Raw genomic sequence first — 14374 nt, forward strand, 5'->3', positions numbered from 1 at the left:
CCTGAGTCGATCATGTCGAAATTTGATACGTCTGCCCTTGAAGCCTTTGTTCGTCACATTCCCCAAAATTACAAAGGTCCGGGCGGCGTTGTTGCCGTTTTGAAGGACGGCGAGGTCGTGTTGCAGCACGCCTGGGGTTTTGCAGATCTTCGCACGCGCAAGCCGATGACGGTAGAAACGCGGATGCCGATCTGTTCGGTCAGCAAGCAGTTTACCTGTGGTGTGCTGCTTGATGCGGTGGGCGAGCCGGAGTTGCTCGATGATGCGCTTGAAGCCTATCTCGACAAGTTCGAAGGAGAGCGCCCCGCTGTTCGCGATCTCTGCAACAACCAGTCCGGTCTGCGCGATTATTGGGCGCTGACAGTTCTGTGTGGTGCCGATCCAGAAGGTGTGTTTCTGCCTGAACAGGCACAAAGTCTGTTGCGCCGCCTGAAGACCACACATTTTGAACCGGGTTCACATTACTCTTATTGCAACGGCAATTTCCGTATTCTTGCAGACCTCATCGAAGCGCATACCGGGCGCAGGCTGGTCGATCTTCTGTCTGAGCGGATATTCAAGCCTGCTGGCATGAAGCGTGCCGAGCTTATTCCCGACACGGCGCTGTTTGACGAATGTACGGGTTATGAAGGCGATACGGTTCGGGGCTTTCTGCCCGCAACCAATCGCATTCACTGGATGGGCGATGCCGGCATTTGTGCATCGCTCAATGACATGATTGCATGGGAGCAGTTCATCGATGCAACGCGCGATGAAGAACAGGGTCTCTATCGCCGGCTGAGCGGGCCGCAAACATTCAATGACGGTGCCGCGGCGCCTTATGGCTTTGGCCTCAAATTTGAAGAAGCAGGCGGAAAGCGCCTGACAGGCCATGGTGGTGCATTGCGCGGCTGGCGTTGCCAGCGCTGGCATTGTGCGGATGAACGCCTCTCGACAATCGCCATGTTCAATTTTGAAGGCGGGGCTTCAGACGTTGCCTTCAAGCTGATGAATATTGCTTTGGGCGCATCGTCATCCGAAGTGTCGCGGGTGGAGGCTGATGCGGCATGGTTTGGCTCGTGGCTGGATGTTGAAACAGGGCTGGTTCTGAGCCTTGAGGATGCCGGTCGTGGCCGCATGAAAGCGCGCTTTGGCACCAGTCCTGAAATGATGGATTTGGTGAGCGTAAATGAAGCGCGTTCGTCGATGACGACGATCCGGCGCGATGGCGATGTGATCGAGCTTTCTCGCGAGGATGAAAATCTCTGCCTGACGATGAGCCGCGTCAAAGGTGAAGCCCGGCAGGATATCATCGGTCGTTATCACAGCGATGAGCTTGATGCCGATCTGCTGCTGGTATCCGAAGGCGGTGCGATCTATGGCGCTTTTGAAGGTTTCCTTGGCAAGAGCGACATGTATCCGCTTTATAGTGCCGGTGCTGATGTCTGGTTGATGCCTGTTCAGCGTTCGATGGATGCACCATCGCCCGGCGAGTGGAAGCTTGTTTTCCGCCGTGACGACAAGGGTGCGATAACAGATTTGAGCGTCGGCTGCTGGCTTGCACGCGGAGTTGAATACAGGAGAATTCAGCCATGAGTGAACTGAAAGTCAGAACCCGTGAAACCGGAGCGGTCGCGGAGATGCCGCATGGTAAGCTGCCGATCATCACAACACCGACAGGCGGCTCGGTGGAGATTGTCACCAGTGTCAGTCAGGCGGGTTTTAATCCGCTCGATCTGATCTATGCATCGGTTGCAGCCTGTATGGCGTTAAGTGCGCGCATTGCTGCCACCAAGCTCGAGTTGCGTGAAAAACTCACCGATGTTCGGGTGGAAGTAAAAGGCGATAAGGCACATGAAGGCCCGTCACGCATCGAACGATTCGATATAACATTCCATTTCGACGGCGATCTCACGGCAGATGAAAAGCATCGTCTTGCAGAGATGGCCGAGGAAATCTGCACCGTCAGCAATACGCTGCGTGGTGATCCGAAGTTCGATCTCAAGGTCTCTTAGAGCGTTCGCATTTGAACTGAATCAGTCGAAACGCTCGATCTTCTGGTTGTTCATCTGTCTCCCCAAATCGGTTTCCACTTGGGGAGAGAGGCAGTCGTAGAGCGATTATATCGCGTCGCGGATGCGTTCCACGCCGAGAGTGATGACGCTTTCCATTGCGGCACGCGCTTTGAGGCGATCACGCGATGCAATTGCATGGGCGATGCGCAGATGATTGGCAGCACACTCCGCAATGCCTTCCGGTGATGCGGCAGGCGAAGACAGCTGGAATGAAATAGCCAGTGCTGCTTCAATCAAACCGCTGACCGAGCGCATGAACGGATTTCCAGACATGCGGGCGATTGCCAGGTGAAAATCCAGATCGACCTTGGCGATGGATTCCGGCGTATGCTTGGGGTCGTCAAATTTTGCGGCCAAAGCATAGAGTTCAATGAGTTCGTCGCTGGTCGCATTTTGTGCGGCGGCAGCGGCGGCAGCGGGCTCAAGCGCCATCCGCATTTCGGCCAGATGGTCGACGAACACTTCGTCGAAGCCTGCTTCAAAACGCCATGTCAGCACATCGGGATCGAAGAAATTCCAGGAGCTGGCACCCAGCACACGGGTTCCGACCTTGGCCTTGGGTTCGACCAGCCGCTTTGCTGCGAGCGTTTTCATGGCTTCTCGCAGAACGGTACGGGAAACGCCAAAGCGCAACGATAATTCGTTATCGCCCGGAAGTATGGAGCCTTCGGGAATGGTGCCCGCAACAATGCCGCGACCCAGTTCACCCACGACAACGGCGTGGCTGTTATGGCGCTTGCGTCCGGTTATGGCCGTTTCCAGTAATCCCAATTCAGGCCTCCTTCATGCGTTGACGCGCGAGTCTTATATCGGAAAACCATACAAGTCCTCGCTGTAGCGCAATGAACAGGAACAGCAAGATACCGATTGCTATTTTTGTCCACCACGAAGACAGGGTTCCATCGAAAACGATATAGGTCTGTATCAGACCCTGTATCAGAATGCCGACGAAAGTTCCTGCTACCAGACCGGCCCCGCCGGTAAGAAGTGTGCCACCGATAACCACCGATGCAATGGCATCAAGTTCCACCCCAACAGTTGCCAGCGAATAGCCCGATGAAGTGTAGAGCGTATAGACGATGCCAGCTAAGCCGGAAAGCACGCCTGACATCGTATAGATGCCGATAGTCGTGCAGCCAATGGGAACGCCCATCAGCTCTGCCGATTGCGCATTGCCGCCGAGCGCATAGATGTTTGCACCAAAGCGCGTGCGATGCGCAATGATACCGCCGATGATGAAGACCGCCAGCATCAGCATGGCGATGAAGGTCAGTCTGCCGCCGCCCGGAAGCCGGAAGTAGAGCCCTTGCAGCGTATCGATGAACGGATGTGAAATCGGCACAGACTGCGTCGAGATCAGGAATGCAGCACCGCGTGCGAGAAACATGCCCGCAAGTGTTGCCACAAAGGGCGGGATGCCGAGATAATGGATCATCATCCCCATCCACGCGCCAAACAGGGCAGCAATCACCAGAATGAGCGCGAAGGCGATCAGCGGATGCACGCCAAGCTGCCCGACAAGGACCGCCACAAAAACGCTGGTGAAGGCGATGACCGATCCGACTGACAAGTCGATGCCGCCAGAGATAATCACAAAGGTCATGCCAACGGCTGCGATGCCTAAAAAGGCATTGTCCGTCAGAAGATTACCGATCACCCGTGTTGACAGCATGTTCGGAAACTGGATGACGCAGATCGCATAGGCGAGCAGGAAAATCGCGACCGTTGTGACGAAAGGCAGATTGCGAAGCACTCTCATTGCCGTGCTCCTTGGTGCGTTGGCTTTGCGACGTTGTTTTTGCGTTCAGCACGCAGGAAGGTGAAAAAGCCGACGATTGCAGGCGACTGGAATGTCAGCACGATCACGATAATGCCCGCCTTGATGATGAGGTTGAACTCCGGCGGAAACCCAGCCATCAGAATGCCAGTATTGATCGACTGGATGATCAGCGCGCCAAGCAGCGATGCCATGATCGAGAAACGCCCGCCATTCAGCGATGTGCCGCCGATGACGACCGCCAGAATGGCGTCGAGCTCGAGCCAGAGACCGGCATTGTTGGCATCTGCGCCGCGAATATCAGCGGTGGCGATCAGCCCGGCAAGCGCTGCACAAACGCCTGAAACTGCATAGACACTGAACAGGAGAAAGCGGGCTTTAACACCTGCCAGCATGGCAGCGCGACGGTTGATGCCGGTTGCTTCAATCAGGAAGCCGAGCGCTGTCGAGCGCACGGCAAGTCCGACGGCAAGACCTGCAAGTATCCAGATCAGCACCGGCACTGGTATGCCAAGGAACGAGCCGGAGCCAAGGGTTGCAAAGGAATCATTGTTGAAGGTGAGGATTGCGCCTTCGGTGATAAGCTGGGCGATACCACGCCCCGCGACCATCAATATCAGCGTTGCGATGATGGGCTGGATATCGAAAACGGCCACAAGAAAGCCGTTCCACAAACCGCAGACCAGGCCAACGCCGAGTGCGACAGGAATGACGATCGCCAGCGGATAGCCTGCAACGATAAGCGATGCAGCCGTTGCGCCGCTGATTGCCATGACCGCGCCGACTGACAGATCGATGCCGCGGGTTGCGATCACCAATGTCATACCGACTGCAAGAATGGCGACAGGTGCAGCGCGCACCAGAATATCGATTAGGCTTCCGTAGAGGCGTCCGTTCTGAAAGGAAATGCCGAGAAAACCCGGCGCGATGATGGTGTTCGCCGCCAGAATAAGCGCGAGGGCTGCCAGCTGGGGGCTCAGTCTTTTAAGTTTCTTGGCCATGCGAGCGATCATGCTGCGGCTTCCTTTTCGCTTCCGGTCTCAGCAATCGCACGCACGATATTGTCGGCGGTGATTTCTTCGCCCTTGAGTTCCGCCACATGGCGGCGGTCGGAGAGCACGACAACGCGGTTTGCCACGGCTGCAAGTTCCTCGAATTCCGAAGAGATGATGACCAGAGACATGCCTTCGGTGCAGAGTTCGCCGATAAGCTTGAGGATTTCTGCATGTGCACCGATGTCGATGCCGCGCGTCGGCTCATCAAGGATCAGCAGGCGCGGATCGGTGGCCAGCCAGCGTGCCAGAATGGCCTTCTGCTGGTTGCCGCCCGACAGAAACTTGATCGGCTTGTCAGGATCAGGCGGGCGGATATCAAGCGCTTTGATATAGCGCTGGGCGAGGGCCGCTTTTTCGCGCGATGAAATCGGCTTTGACCAGCCACGCTTTGCCTGTATGGCGAGCGCAATATTCTCGGCCACCGAAAAATCGCCGATGATGCCATCGGATTTACGTTCTTCGGGGCAGAAGGCAAAACGTTCAGCAATGGCGGCAACAGGCGATGGCAGCTTTGTTTCCTTACTGTCGACCGTAAGCGCGCCGCTGTCTGCCTGATCGACGCCGAACATGAGCAATGCGGTTTCGGTTCGGCCAGAGCCGAGCAGCCCCGCAATGCCGACAGCTTCGCCCGGCTTGATGGCGAGATCAAACGGCGCAACACTGCCTTTCTTGCCAAAGCCTGAAAAGCGAATGGGTGCGGTTGTGTTGTCGCTGACTTCCTCTGTCAATTGTCGGCGCACAGTCTCCTGCAACTGATGCCCGAGCATCATTGAAATCAGATCGGTGCGCGGCAGATCTGAAAGGGTGCGACTGCCGACCAGCCGGCCATTGCGCAGCACGGTGGCGCAATCGGCTATGGCATAGACCTGATCCAGAAAATGCGTGATGACGATGATGCCAAGGCCTTCAGCTTTCAGCTGACGCAGCACGCCAAACAGCATTTCGACTTCGCGCGCATCAAGACTGGCGGTCGGCTCATCAAGCACCAGAACCTTGCCGGAAACATCGACGGCGCGGGCGATTGCGATGATCTGCCGGATGGCCACCGAATAGGCCGACAAGGGGGCGCCGACGTCAATTGTGAGGCCGTATCGGGCGAGCAGGGTGGTTGCATCTTTTTCCATGCGGCGACGGTCAATGAAACCGAGGCGTCGCGGCTGGCGACCGAGGAACAGATTTTCGGCGACTGTCAGATTTTCAAGAAGATTGACCTCCTGATAGACCGTGCCGATGCCGAGCGTCTGCGCTTCCGCGACCGATGCCGGAGCGATTGCTTGCCCCTCAAGTAAGATTGAGCCGTCAAAGCCATGATAGGCGCCGGTCAATATCTTGATGAGCGTTGATTTTCCTGCACCGTTTTCGCCGAGCAGGGCATGGATTTCACCACGATTGAGCACGAAATCAACGTGATCAAGCGCAGTCACTCCCAGAAAGGATTTGGTTATTGAGCGCGCTTCAAGAAGCGGCGTTGCTGGCGTCTCTCGCGCAGCGATGTCGGGGCGAGCCATGGCAGTCTTCCGCTTGCGAATTGCAAAACTTGCCTCGGGCCATGATGCAACATGGCCCGAAGGTTAAATGTGAAGATCAGTAGCCGAGGCCCTTTTTGGCTTCATAAACGGCCTTTGGATCATCAGCCTGTGTATAAAGCTTGGATTCGGTCTGGATCCACTTTGGCGGAACGGTGCCCTTGTCCTTGAAAGCTTCAATCGCGTCGAAAGCCGGACCAGCCATATTTGGCGTCAGCTCAACGGTTGCATTGGCTTCACCATTGGCCATTGCCTGGAAAATATCCGGCACGGAGTCAATGGACACGATCTTGATGTCGGTGCCTGGCTTGAGACCAGCTTCCTTGATCGCCTGAATAGCGCCTACTGCCATGTCGTCATTATGGGCGTAAACGGCGCAGATATCCTTGCCGCCACCTTCGGCCTTGATGAAGCTTTCCATGACTTCCTTGCCCTTGGTGCGGGTGAAGTCACCGGTCTGCGAGCGGGAAATCTTGATATTGTCATGGCCTGCAAGCGCTTCTTCAAAGCCCTTCTTGCGGTTGATTGCGGGAGAAGAGCCGGTGGTGCCCTGAAGCTCGACAACCGAGCAAGGCTTGTCGCCCACTTCCTTGACCAGCCAGTCGCCCGCTACCTTGCCTTCATGGACCTGATCGGAAGTGACAGCGGTGAGATAAAGGTCTTCCGGTGCATCGATCTGGCGGTCGAGAAGCACGACAGGAATTTCTGCTTCTTTGGCTTCCTTCAGAACCGCATCCCAACCGGTTGCAACAACCGGCGCGATCAGGATCGCGTCAACGCCCTGTGCAATGAAGCCGCGAACGGCCTTGATCTGGTTTTCCTGTTTCTGCTGTGCGTCGGCAAATTTCAGCGTGTGGCCGCGCTTTTCAGCTTCCTGCTTGGTGACGCTTGTTTCGGCAGCGCGCCAGCCCGATTCTGAGCCGATCTGCGAAAAGCCGACTGTGAGTGAAGCAGCGGATGCGCTCGAAATAAGAGCAAGAGACGATGCTGTAATCAGGGCGGCCGTCAGAGCCTTCAGACTGCGTTTCATATTAGTTCCTCCCAATAAAAGGCTCTCCCAGCCTTCCCGTTTATGAAGCATATAATATTACTTTATGGCAAGCGCATTTCGTGTGTTCGCTGGAAATTGGGGGTGCGACAAACGTGCATATGATGCAATTATATAGCTAAATCATGGTGTTAATAGGCTTTTGGGGGTGGTGTATCTCGAAGGGTGGTCTGCACCGTGTTTCGCTTGCTTGACAAGTGGGTGCTGGACAAAATAGTCATATTAATAAGAAGGAGCCGTCGATTGACACATCTGTGTTTTTGAACGGTCGGGAAGAATGTTCCGCAAGAGTTTTGCGGAAAATGGGAGGTTCAATGTTACGTCTTGTACAGTTCCGCGACATGCGCGGAGAAACGCGTGTGGCTGCTTGTGATGATGAAGGCGCTGCACATGTCGTCAATGGCGTGACTACGACTTACGAACTGGCATGGGCTGCAATTTCCGCAGGCATCAGTCTCGCTGAACAGGTAGAGCAGAATGGCAAAGGCGAGGCTGTCGATATTCATGCAGCACTTGCAGGTGGTCAGGTTGGCCTGCCGATTACCCATGAAGATCCGGCACATCTGATTGTTGCAGGTACGGGCCTCACACATCTTGGTTCTGCGGATGGTCGCGACAAGATGCACAAGGCAGCACAGGCTGCTGAAAAGCCGACCGACTCCATGCGTATGTTCCTGATGGGTGTTGAAGGTGGCAAGCCAAAGCCCGGTCAAACCGGCGTGCAGCCGGAATGGTTTTATAAGGGCGACGGTTCGGCGCTGGTTGGAACGGGCGGTGAGCTGGTCTCGCCATCTTTTGCCGAAGATGGTGGTGAAGAACCAGAACTCGCAGGCATCTATCTGATCGGCCCGGACGGTACGCCGTTCCGCCTCGGCTTCTGCCTTGCCAATGAATTTTCCGATCATGTGACGGAAAAGCAGAATTATCTCTGGCTCGCGCATTCCAAGCTGCGTCAGGCGTCGCTGGGGCCAGAGCTTTATGTGGGCGATCTGCCTGATCATGTTGAAGGCGTTTCGCGGATTCGCCGTGGCGATCAGGTGATCTTTGAAAAGCCGTTCCTTTCGGGCGAAGCGAACATGTCGCACACGATTGCCAATCTTGAGCATCATCATTTCAAGTATGAACTTTTCCGTCGCCCGGGCGACATTCATGTGCATTTCTTCGGCACCGCGACACTGTCTTTCTCCGAAGGTGTGAAGACGGAAAATGGCGACCAGTTCGAAATTTCAGCAAAGCCTTTCCGTTATCCGCTGGTCAACCGGCTGGCACAGGCGAAAGCCGCTGACATTGCCGTGAAGGCGCTCTGAAATGGCGGCCGCATCCAATATCAATCTGGCAATTGTTGGTCTCGGCAAGATTGCCCGTGACCAACATCTGCCTTCCATCGAAGCCATTGATGGCATTCAGCTCAAAGCCATTGCCAGTCGCAATGCTGGTCTTGATGGTTTGCCATCCTTTCACGATATCGATCAGCTGCTGGAGAGTGATGTCGCCATTGACGCGGTGTCGCTTTGCACGCCGCCGCAAGGCCGATTTCAGCAAGCCTATGCAGCACTTAAGGCGCGCAAGCATGTGATGCTGGAGAAGCCTCCGGGTGCGACGATTTCGGAAGTGCAGGCGCTGAAGCGTTTTGCCGAAAAGCAGGGCGTTACGCTTTATGCGACCTGGCATTCACGCGAAGCCGCAGCCGTTGAACCTGCCCGCGAATTTCTGAAAGGCGCTGTAATCAAATCTGTTGCGGTGTCGTGGAAAGAGGATGTGCGTCATTGGCATCCCGGCCAGCAATGGATCTGGGAGCCGGGTGGTCTTGGAGTGTTCGATCCGGGCATCAATGCGCTGTCGATTGTCACGCATATTTTGCCGGAACGGTTTTTCCTGACGAAGTCCGATCTTTATTTCCCTGAAAATCGTGCGGCACCGATTGCAGCTAATCTCGCGTTTGAGACGGAAAGCGGCGTGCCTGTTTCCTTCGAACTAGACTGGCGTCAGACGGGTCCGCAGACATGGGATATTCGTGTCGAGACCGATAAAGGCACGCTGCTGTTGAGCCATGGCGGTAGTCGGTTGACCATCGCAGGCACGGAGAAAATGGCCGAGCCTGATCGTGAATATCAGCGTCTTTACCAGAATTTTGTGAAGCTGGTTGGCGAAGGGCAGAGCGACGTTGACCTGGCACCTCTGACCCATGTTGCCGATGCCTTCCTTCTGGGACAGCGGCATATAGTCGAAGCTTTTGAAGATTAGGAAATGGGACCGCCTAGCGGTCTCTTACCCACGCAGGACAGTGAAATGAATAAGCCCGTTACTCCTCAGACGCCAAAGTTCCGTTCACGCGCATGGTTCGATAATCCGGACAATGTGGATATGACCGCGCTCTATCTTGAGCGCTACATGAATTACGGTCTCAGTCAGGAAGAGCTGCAATCCGGTCGACCGATCATCGGCATTGCGCAGACGGGCTCTGACCTTTCACCGTGCAACCGTCATCATCTGGAGCTGGCCAATCGCGTGCGTGAAGGTGTGCGTGAAGCGGGCGGTATCGTGATCGAATTTCCGGTTCATCCGATCCAGGAAACCGGCAAACGTCCGACTGCGGGCCTTGATCGCAACCTCGCATATCTCGGCCTTGTCGAAGTGCTTTATGGCTATCCGCTCGATGGCGTTGTGCTGACGATTGGTTGTGACAAGACCACGCCTGCCTGCCTGATGGCTGCTGCTACCGTCAATATTCCGGCGATTGCGCTCTCGGTTGGTCCGATGCTCAATGGCTGGTTCCGTGGCGAACGCACGGGTTCGGGCACCATCGTCTGGAAGGCGCGTGAGCTGCTGGCCAAGGGCGAGATCGACTATGCGGGCTTTATCAAGCTGGTTGCTTCGTCGGCACCATCGACCGGCTATTGTAACACGATGGGCACGGCAACGACGATGAATTCGCTTGCCGAAGCGCTCGGTATGCAGCTGCCGGGTTCGGCGGCAATTCCAGCGCCTTATCGTGATCGTCAGGAAGTGTCCTATCTGACGGGCCGCCGCATTGTTGAGATGGTCTATGAAGATCTGAAGCCAACAGACATCATGACCAAGGAAGCCTTTATCAATGCGATCCGTGTGAATTCTGCGATTGGTGGTTCGACCAATGCGCCGATCCATTTGAATGCGCTGGCGCGTCACGTTGGCGTCGATCTGACGATTGACGACTGGCAGAAATATGGTGAGGAAATTCCGCTGCTGGTCAACCTTCAGCCAGCGGGTGAATATCTTGGCGAAGATTATTACCATGCGGGTGGTGTGCCAGCAGTCGTCAATCAGCTGATGGGGCAGGGCCTCATTCATGAGAATGCGCTGACTGTTAACGGCAAGACCATCGGTGAAAACTGCAAGAATGCCACGATTGAAGACAGCAATGTCATCAAGAATTATGATGATCCATTGAAGAAACATGCCGGGTTCCGCGTGTTGCGCGGTAATCTCTTCTCGTCGGCGATTATGAAGTTGAGCGTTATTTCGGAAGAATTCCGCAATCGCTATCTGACGGATGCGAAAGACCCGAATGCCTTTGAAGGCAAGGCAATCGTGTTCGACGGCCCTGAAGATTATCATCACCGCATCGACGATCCGTCGCTGGAAATTGATGAGCGTTCCGTGCTGTTTATGCGCGGTGCAGGCCCAATCGGTTATCCGGGCGCGGCAGAAGTCGTGAACATGCGCGCGCCGGATTATCTCTTGAAGAAGGGCATCAGCTCTCTGCCTTGCATCGGCGATGGCCGTCAGTCGGGCACTTCGGGTTCGCCTTCCATCCTCAATGCATCACCAGAAGCGGCTGCTGGTGGTGGTCTGGCGCTGCTCAGAATGGGTGATCGTGTGCGTATCGATCTTGGTCGCGGCACTGCCGATATTCTGATTTCTGATGAAGAACTGGCAGAACGCCGCAAGGCTCTCGAAGCTGCTGGTGGTTACAAATATCCGGAAAGCCAGACGCCGTGGCAGGAAATTCAGCGCGCGGTTGTTGGCCAGATGGAAACAGGTGCCGTTCTCGAAAACGCAGTCAAATATCAGGACATTGCGCATACGCGTGGCCTGCCGCGAGATAACCACTAAATGTCCGGCGCAAAAACACCATTTGCGGCAGTGGCGGATTGGGGGACAACCCGGTTCCGCCTCTGGACGCTGGATGCTGATGGCAATGTGCTCAAGGAAAGCCGCGGCGACGATGGGTTGATCTCAGCAAAAGAAACGGGTTTTGAGACGCTGCTCGAACGGCATCTTGCCTCCGTGGATGCGCCGGATGATCTGCCGGCGGTGATCTGTGGTATGGCCGGTTCGCGGACCGGCTGGATCGAAGCACCCTATATGAATTTGCCTGCCGGGCTTGAAGGAGTGGTCGCTGCTGCGGTGCGCGTGCCTGCAAAGCGCCATGTCATAATGCTGCCGGGTGTTGCGCGACGCAACGAGGATGCGCCCGACGTAATGCGCGGCGAAGAAACCAAGCTGCTTGGGCTGGTGCATCGCGGCACGCGTGATGCCGTGGTGGTGATGCCCGGCACGCATGCGAAGTGGGTGCATATCGCAGACGGCAAGCTCAACGATTACCGCTCTTTCATGACCGGCGAATTGTTCGCACTCCTGAAAGACAAGTCGGTTCTGGCTGGTGCGCTTGAAGGAGTTGGGTCGGTTGATCCAAAGAGTGCAGCCTTTGCGGCCGGTGTCAAAGCCTCGCTTGAGACACCTGAGCTTATCGCCAATGCGCTCTTTACGGTGCGCGCTGGCTGGCTGGTGCATGACTATAAGCCGACAGATCAGCTTGCACGTCTGTCGGGTCTGTTGATCGGGCTGGAAGTTGCCGGTGGCCGTTCTTTGTTCGGAGAGACGAGCAAAGTGTTGCTGTTGTCCGATGGGATGATGGGTGCGCTTTATGCTTCTGCACTTGAGATTGCCGGTGTGAAAGTGAACCGCATCGAAGCCGATGAGCTGGTGCGCGATGGGCTGTTTATGGCGGCAAAACACGCATTTGCGGGAGGGGCGCGATGAGCGAACGTATCGTATGGCCGAAGCTCCGCTATCCGCTGGTGGCAATCCTGCGCGGCATTCGTCCAGAAGAAACGGAAGGCGTTGTCACCGCTCTGATCGAGGTGGGTTTTGAGGCGATTGAAATTCCGCTCAATTCGCCGGAGCCGTTCGTGTCCATTGAAAAGGCTGCCAAGCTTGCGCCCGCCAATGTGCTGATCGGTGCTGGTACTGTGCTTTCGGTCGAGAATGTGGATCGGCTCAATGATGTTGGTGGCCGACTTCTGGTCAGCCCCAATGTCGAGCCTGATGTCATTCGCCGTGCGACTAAGCATGGCATGGTGACGATGCCCGGTGTGTTTACACCAACCGAGGCTTTTAGCGCTATTCATGCTGGCGCATCGGCGCTGAAATTTTTCCCGGCAAGTGTGCTGGGTGCTGACGGTATCAAGGCGATCTCCGCTGTGTTGCCGAAGGATATTCCGGTGGGCGCCGTGGGTGGTGTCTCAGAAAGTGATTTTGCGACTTATCGGGCAGCGGGAGTGAGCTGTTTCGGGCTTGGATCCAGTCTTTACAAGGCTGGTTTGACGGTCGCTGACGTGCGTGAACGCGCGCAGCGTGCGGTTGAGGCATGGGACAAGATCGTGGGCTAGAGCATGTCTCCCAAAAGTGGGAACCGGTTTTGGGACAAAGACAAGCGTAAAAACGAAAGCTTAAAGCATCTTGTTTTGGAGGAATTCCGCAGGGCCTAACGGCGGGGGCGGAAATTTTGGGAGAACGGCAGGCTTATAGAGCCTGTCCCAATTTGGGAGTGAGACAATGGCAGGCATAAAATCATTAACACTGGCAGTGGCTATGGCCGCCTTTGCCTTTACCGGCTTTGCACAGGCAGAGGACAAAGGTCTTGTGGGTGTAGCAATGCCAACCAAGTCGTCGGCGCGCTGGATTGCAGACGGCGACAACATGGTAAAGGTGCTCAAAGAGCGCGGTTATCAGACCGATCTTCAGTATGCTGAAGACGATGTTCCAAACCAGCTGGCCCAGATCGAAAACATGGTCACTAAGGGCGCCAAGGTTCTTGTTGTGGCATCGATCGACGGCACAACGCTTTCCGATGTATTGGCCAAGGCCAATGAAGCAGGCATCAAGGTCATCGCTTATGACCGCCTGATCCGCGATACGCCGAATGTGTCGTATTACGCGACCTTCGATAACTTCCAGGTCGGCGTGCTTCAGGCGCAGTCCATTGAGACCGCTCTTGATCTCAAGAACAAGGAAGGCCCGTTCAATATCGAGCTTTTCGGTGGTTCGCCTGACGATAACAATGCCTACTTCTTCTACAACGGCGCAATGTCGGTTCTTCAGCCTTACATCGACAGCGGTAAGCTCGTTGTTGCCAGCGGCCAGACCGGCATGGACAAGGTAGCAACGCTGCGCTGGGATGGTGCGACCGCTCAGGCCCGTATGGATTCGATCCTTTCGGCTTTCTATTCCGACAAGAAGCTCAATGCAGTGCTGTCGCCTTATGATGGTATTTCCATCGGTATCCTGTCCTCGCTCAAGGGTGTAGGCTATGGCAGCGGCGATATGCCAATGCCGGTCGTTTCCGGTCAGGATGCGGAAGTGCCTTCGGTCAAGTCGATCCTTGCTGGCGAGCAGAACTCGACCATCTTCAAGGATACGCGCGAACTCGCCAAGGTTACTGTCGATATGGTTGACGCGCTGATGAGCGGCAAGGAACCAGAAGTGAACGACACCAAGACCTATGACAATGGCGTCAAGGTTGTGCCGTCTTATCTGCTCAAGCCGGTTATTGTCGACAAGTCGAACTGGAAGCAGGTTCTGGTCGATAGCGGTTATTACAAAGAAGACCAGATCCAGTAAATTTGTGCCCGGACGCGTGCTGAAAAGCG

General features: G+C 55.5%; 13 protein-coding genes. 8 read left to right on the top strand and 5 right to left on the bottom strand.

Going from position 1 to position 14374, the window contains the following annotated elements:
- The first annotated feature begins 12 nt into the window (after nucleotides 1-12).
- Together RT142_RS21105 and RT142_RS21110 are read left to right on the top strand one after the other, a co-directional pair.
- Nucleotides 13-1575 (top strand): D-aminopeptidase, encoded by a 1563-nt coding sequence (locus tag RT142_RS21105; protein ID WP_313031271.1) that lies wholly within the window; start codon nucleotides 13-15, stop codon nucleotides 1573-1575.
- Nucleotides 1572-1994, top strand: coding sequence for an OsmC family protein (locus RT142_RS21110; protein ID WP_112805517.1), 423 nt, complete (start codon nucleotides 1572-1574; stop codon nucleotides 1992-1994). Before RT142_RS21105 ends, RT142_RS21110 begins: the two co-directional genes overlap by 4 nt.
- A 105-nt stretch (nucleotides 1995-2099) precedes the next feature.
- Here RT142_RS21110 and RT142_RS21115 read toward each other — a convergent pair whose 3' ends face one another.
- The 5 genes from RT142_RS21115 to ytfQ all read right to left on the bottom strand — a co-directional run bounded on the left by RT142_RS21115 (nucleotide 2100) and on the right by ytfQ (nucleotide 7442).
- Nucleotides 2100-2825 (bottom strand): FadR/GntR family transcriptional regulator, encoded by a 726-nt coding sequence (locus RT142_RS21115; RefSeq protein WP_007876268.1) that lies wholly within the window; start codon nucleotides 2823-2825, stop codon nucleotides 2100-2102.
- Between the two features lies 1 nt (nucleotide 2826).
- Nucleotides 2827-3813 (bottom strand): galactofuranose ABC transporter, permease protein YjfF, encoded by a 987-nt coding sequence (yjfF, locus tag RT142_RS21120; protein ID WP_105518838.1) that lies wholly within the window; start codon nucleotides 3811-3813, stop codon nucleotides 2827-2829.
- Nucleotides 3810-4844: an ABC transporter permease gene (locus RT142_RS21125; RefSeq protein WP_079212195.1), complete on the bottom strand. Its 1035-nt coding sequence runs from the start codon at nucleotides 4842-4844 to the stop codon at nucleotides 3810-3812. Before RT142_RS21125 ends, yjfF begins: the two co-directional genes overlap by 4 nt.
- The gene (locus RT142_RS21130) at nucleotides 4841-6394 is read right to left on the bottom strand and encodes a sugar ABC transporter ATP-binding protein (RefSeq protein WP_313031275.1); all 1554 of its coding nucleotides are present in this window, start codon (nucleotides 6392-6394) and stop codon (nucleotides 4841-4843) included. Before RT142_RS21130 ends, RT142_RS21125 begins: the two co-directional genes overlap by 4 nt.
- A 76-nt stretch (nucleotides 6395-6470) precedes the next feature.
- Nucleotides 6471-7442, bottom strand: coding sequence for a galactofuranose ABC transporter, galactofuranose-binding protein YtfQ (gene ytfQ, locus RT142_RS21135; RefSeq protein ID WP_007876262.1), 972 nt, complete (start codon nucleotides 7440-7442; stop codon nucleotides 6471-6473).
- A gap of 332 nt (nucleotides 7443-7774) precedes the next feature.
- On the opposite strand from ytfQ, the gene araD1 reads away from it, so the two are divergent.
- The 6 genes from araD1 (at nucleotide 7775) to chvE (ending at nucleotide 14345) form a co-directional block, all read left to right on the top strand.
- Nucleotides 7775-8767: an AraD1 family protein gene (gene araD1 / locus RT142_RS21140; RefSeq protein ID WP_007876261.1), complete on the top strand. Its 993-nt coding sequence runs from the start codon at nucleotides 7775-7777 to the stop codon at nucleotides 8765-8767.
- A gap of 1 nt (nucleotide 8768) precedes the next feature.
- Nucleotides 8769-9704 (top strand): Gfo/Idh/MocA family oxidoreductase, encoded by a 936-nt coding sequence (locus tag RT142_RS21145; RefSeq protein WP_313031278.1) that lies wholly within the window; start codon nucleotides 8769-8771, stop codon nucleotides 9702-9704.
- 45 nt (nucleotides 9705-9749) lie between these two features.
- Nucleotides 9750-11555, top strand: a complete 1806-nt coding sequence (locus RT142_RS21150; protein ID WP_313031280.1) for an IlvD/Edd family dehydratase — start codon at nucleotides 9750-9752, stop codon at nucleotides 11553-11555.
- On the top strand, nucleotides 11556-12485 hold the full coding sequence (locus RT142_RS21155; protein ID WP_313031283.1) for a 2-dehydro-3-deoxygalactonokinase: 930 nt from the start codon (nucleotides 11556-11558) through the stop codon (nucleotides 12483-12485).
- Nucleotides 12482-13114 carry a 2-dehydro-3-deoxy-6-phosphogalactonate aldolase gene (locus tag RT142_RS21160; protein ID WP_112805523.1) on the top strand — a complete coding sequence of 211 codons (633 nt, stop codon included), beginning with the start codon at nucleotides 12482-12484 and terminating at the stop codon, nucleotides 13112-13114. Before RT142_RS21155 ends, RT142_RS21160 begins: the two co-directional genes overlap by 4 nt.
- Before the next feature lie 166 nt (nucleotides 13115-13280).
- Entirely contained in the window at nucleotides 13281-14345 is a 1065-nt protein-coding gene (chvE, locus tag RT142_RS21165; RefSeq protein ID WP_112812731.1) for a multiple monosaccharide ABC transporter substrate-binding protein, read from the top strand.
- Nucleotides 14346-14374: the final 29 nt, after the last annotated feature.

It is taken from the genome of Brucella sp. (genome assembly GCF_032066345.1).
In the GTDB taxonomy this organism is placed as follows: domain Bacteria; phylum Pseudomonadota; class Alphaproteobacteria; order Rhizobiales; family Rhizobiaceae; genus Brucella; species Brucella pseudogrignonensis.

Excerpts from the sequence above, each read along its gene's own strand:
- RT142_RS21105 (WP_313031271.1), top strand. The coding sequence starts at position 13 with ATGTCGAAATTTGATACGTCTGCCCTTGAAGCCTTTGTTCGTCACATT.
- RT142_RS21110 (WP_112805517.1), top strand. The coding sequence starts at position 1,572 with ATGAGTGAACTGAAAGTCAGAACCCGTGAAACCGGAGCGGTCGCGGAG.
- yjfF (WP_105518838.1), bottom strand. The coding sequence starts at position 3,813 with ATGAGAGTGCTTCGCAATCTGCCTTTCGTCACAACGGTCGCGATTTTC.
- RT142_RS21125 (WP_079212195.1), bottom strand. The coding sequence starts at position 4,844 with ATGATCGCTCGCATGGCCAAGAAACTTAAAAGACTGAGCCCCCAGCTG.
- RT142_RS21130 (WP_313031275.1), bottom strand. The coding sequence starts at position 6,394 with ATGGCTCGCCCCGACATCGCTGCGCGAGAGACGCCAGCAACGCCGCTT.
- ytfQ (WP_007876262.1), bottom strand. The coding sequence starts at position 7,442 with ATGAAACGCAGTCTGAAGGCTCTGACGGCCGCCCTGATTACAGCATCG.
- araD1 (WP_007876261.1), top strand. The coding sequence starts at position 7,775 with ATGTTACGTCTTGTACAGTTCCGCGACATGCGCGGAGAAACGCGTGTG.
- RT142_RS21145 (WP_313031278.1), top strand. The coding sequence starts at position 8,769 with ATGGCGGCCGCATCCAATATCAATCTGGCAATTGTTGGTCTCGGCAAG.
- RT142_RS21150 (WP_313031280.1), top strand. The coding sequence starts at position 9,750 with ATGAATAAGCCCGTTACTCCTCAGACGCCAAAGTTCCGTTCACGCGCA.
- RT142_RS21155 (WP_313031283.1), top strand. The coding sequence starts at position 11,556 with ATGTCCGGCGCAAAAACACCATTTGCGGCAGTGGCGGATTGGGGGACA.
- RT142_RS21160 (WP_112805523.1), top strand. The coding sequence starts at position 12,482 with ATGAGCGAACGTATCGTATGGCCGAAGCTCCGCTATCCGCTGGTGGCA.
- chvE (WP_112812731.1), top strand. The coding sequence starts at position 13,281 with ATGGCAGGCATAAAATCATTAACACTGGCAGTGGCTATGGCCGCCTTT.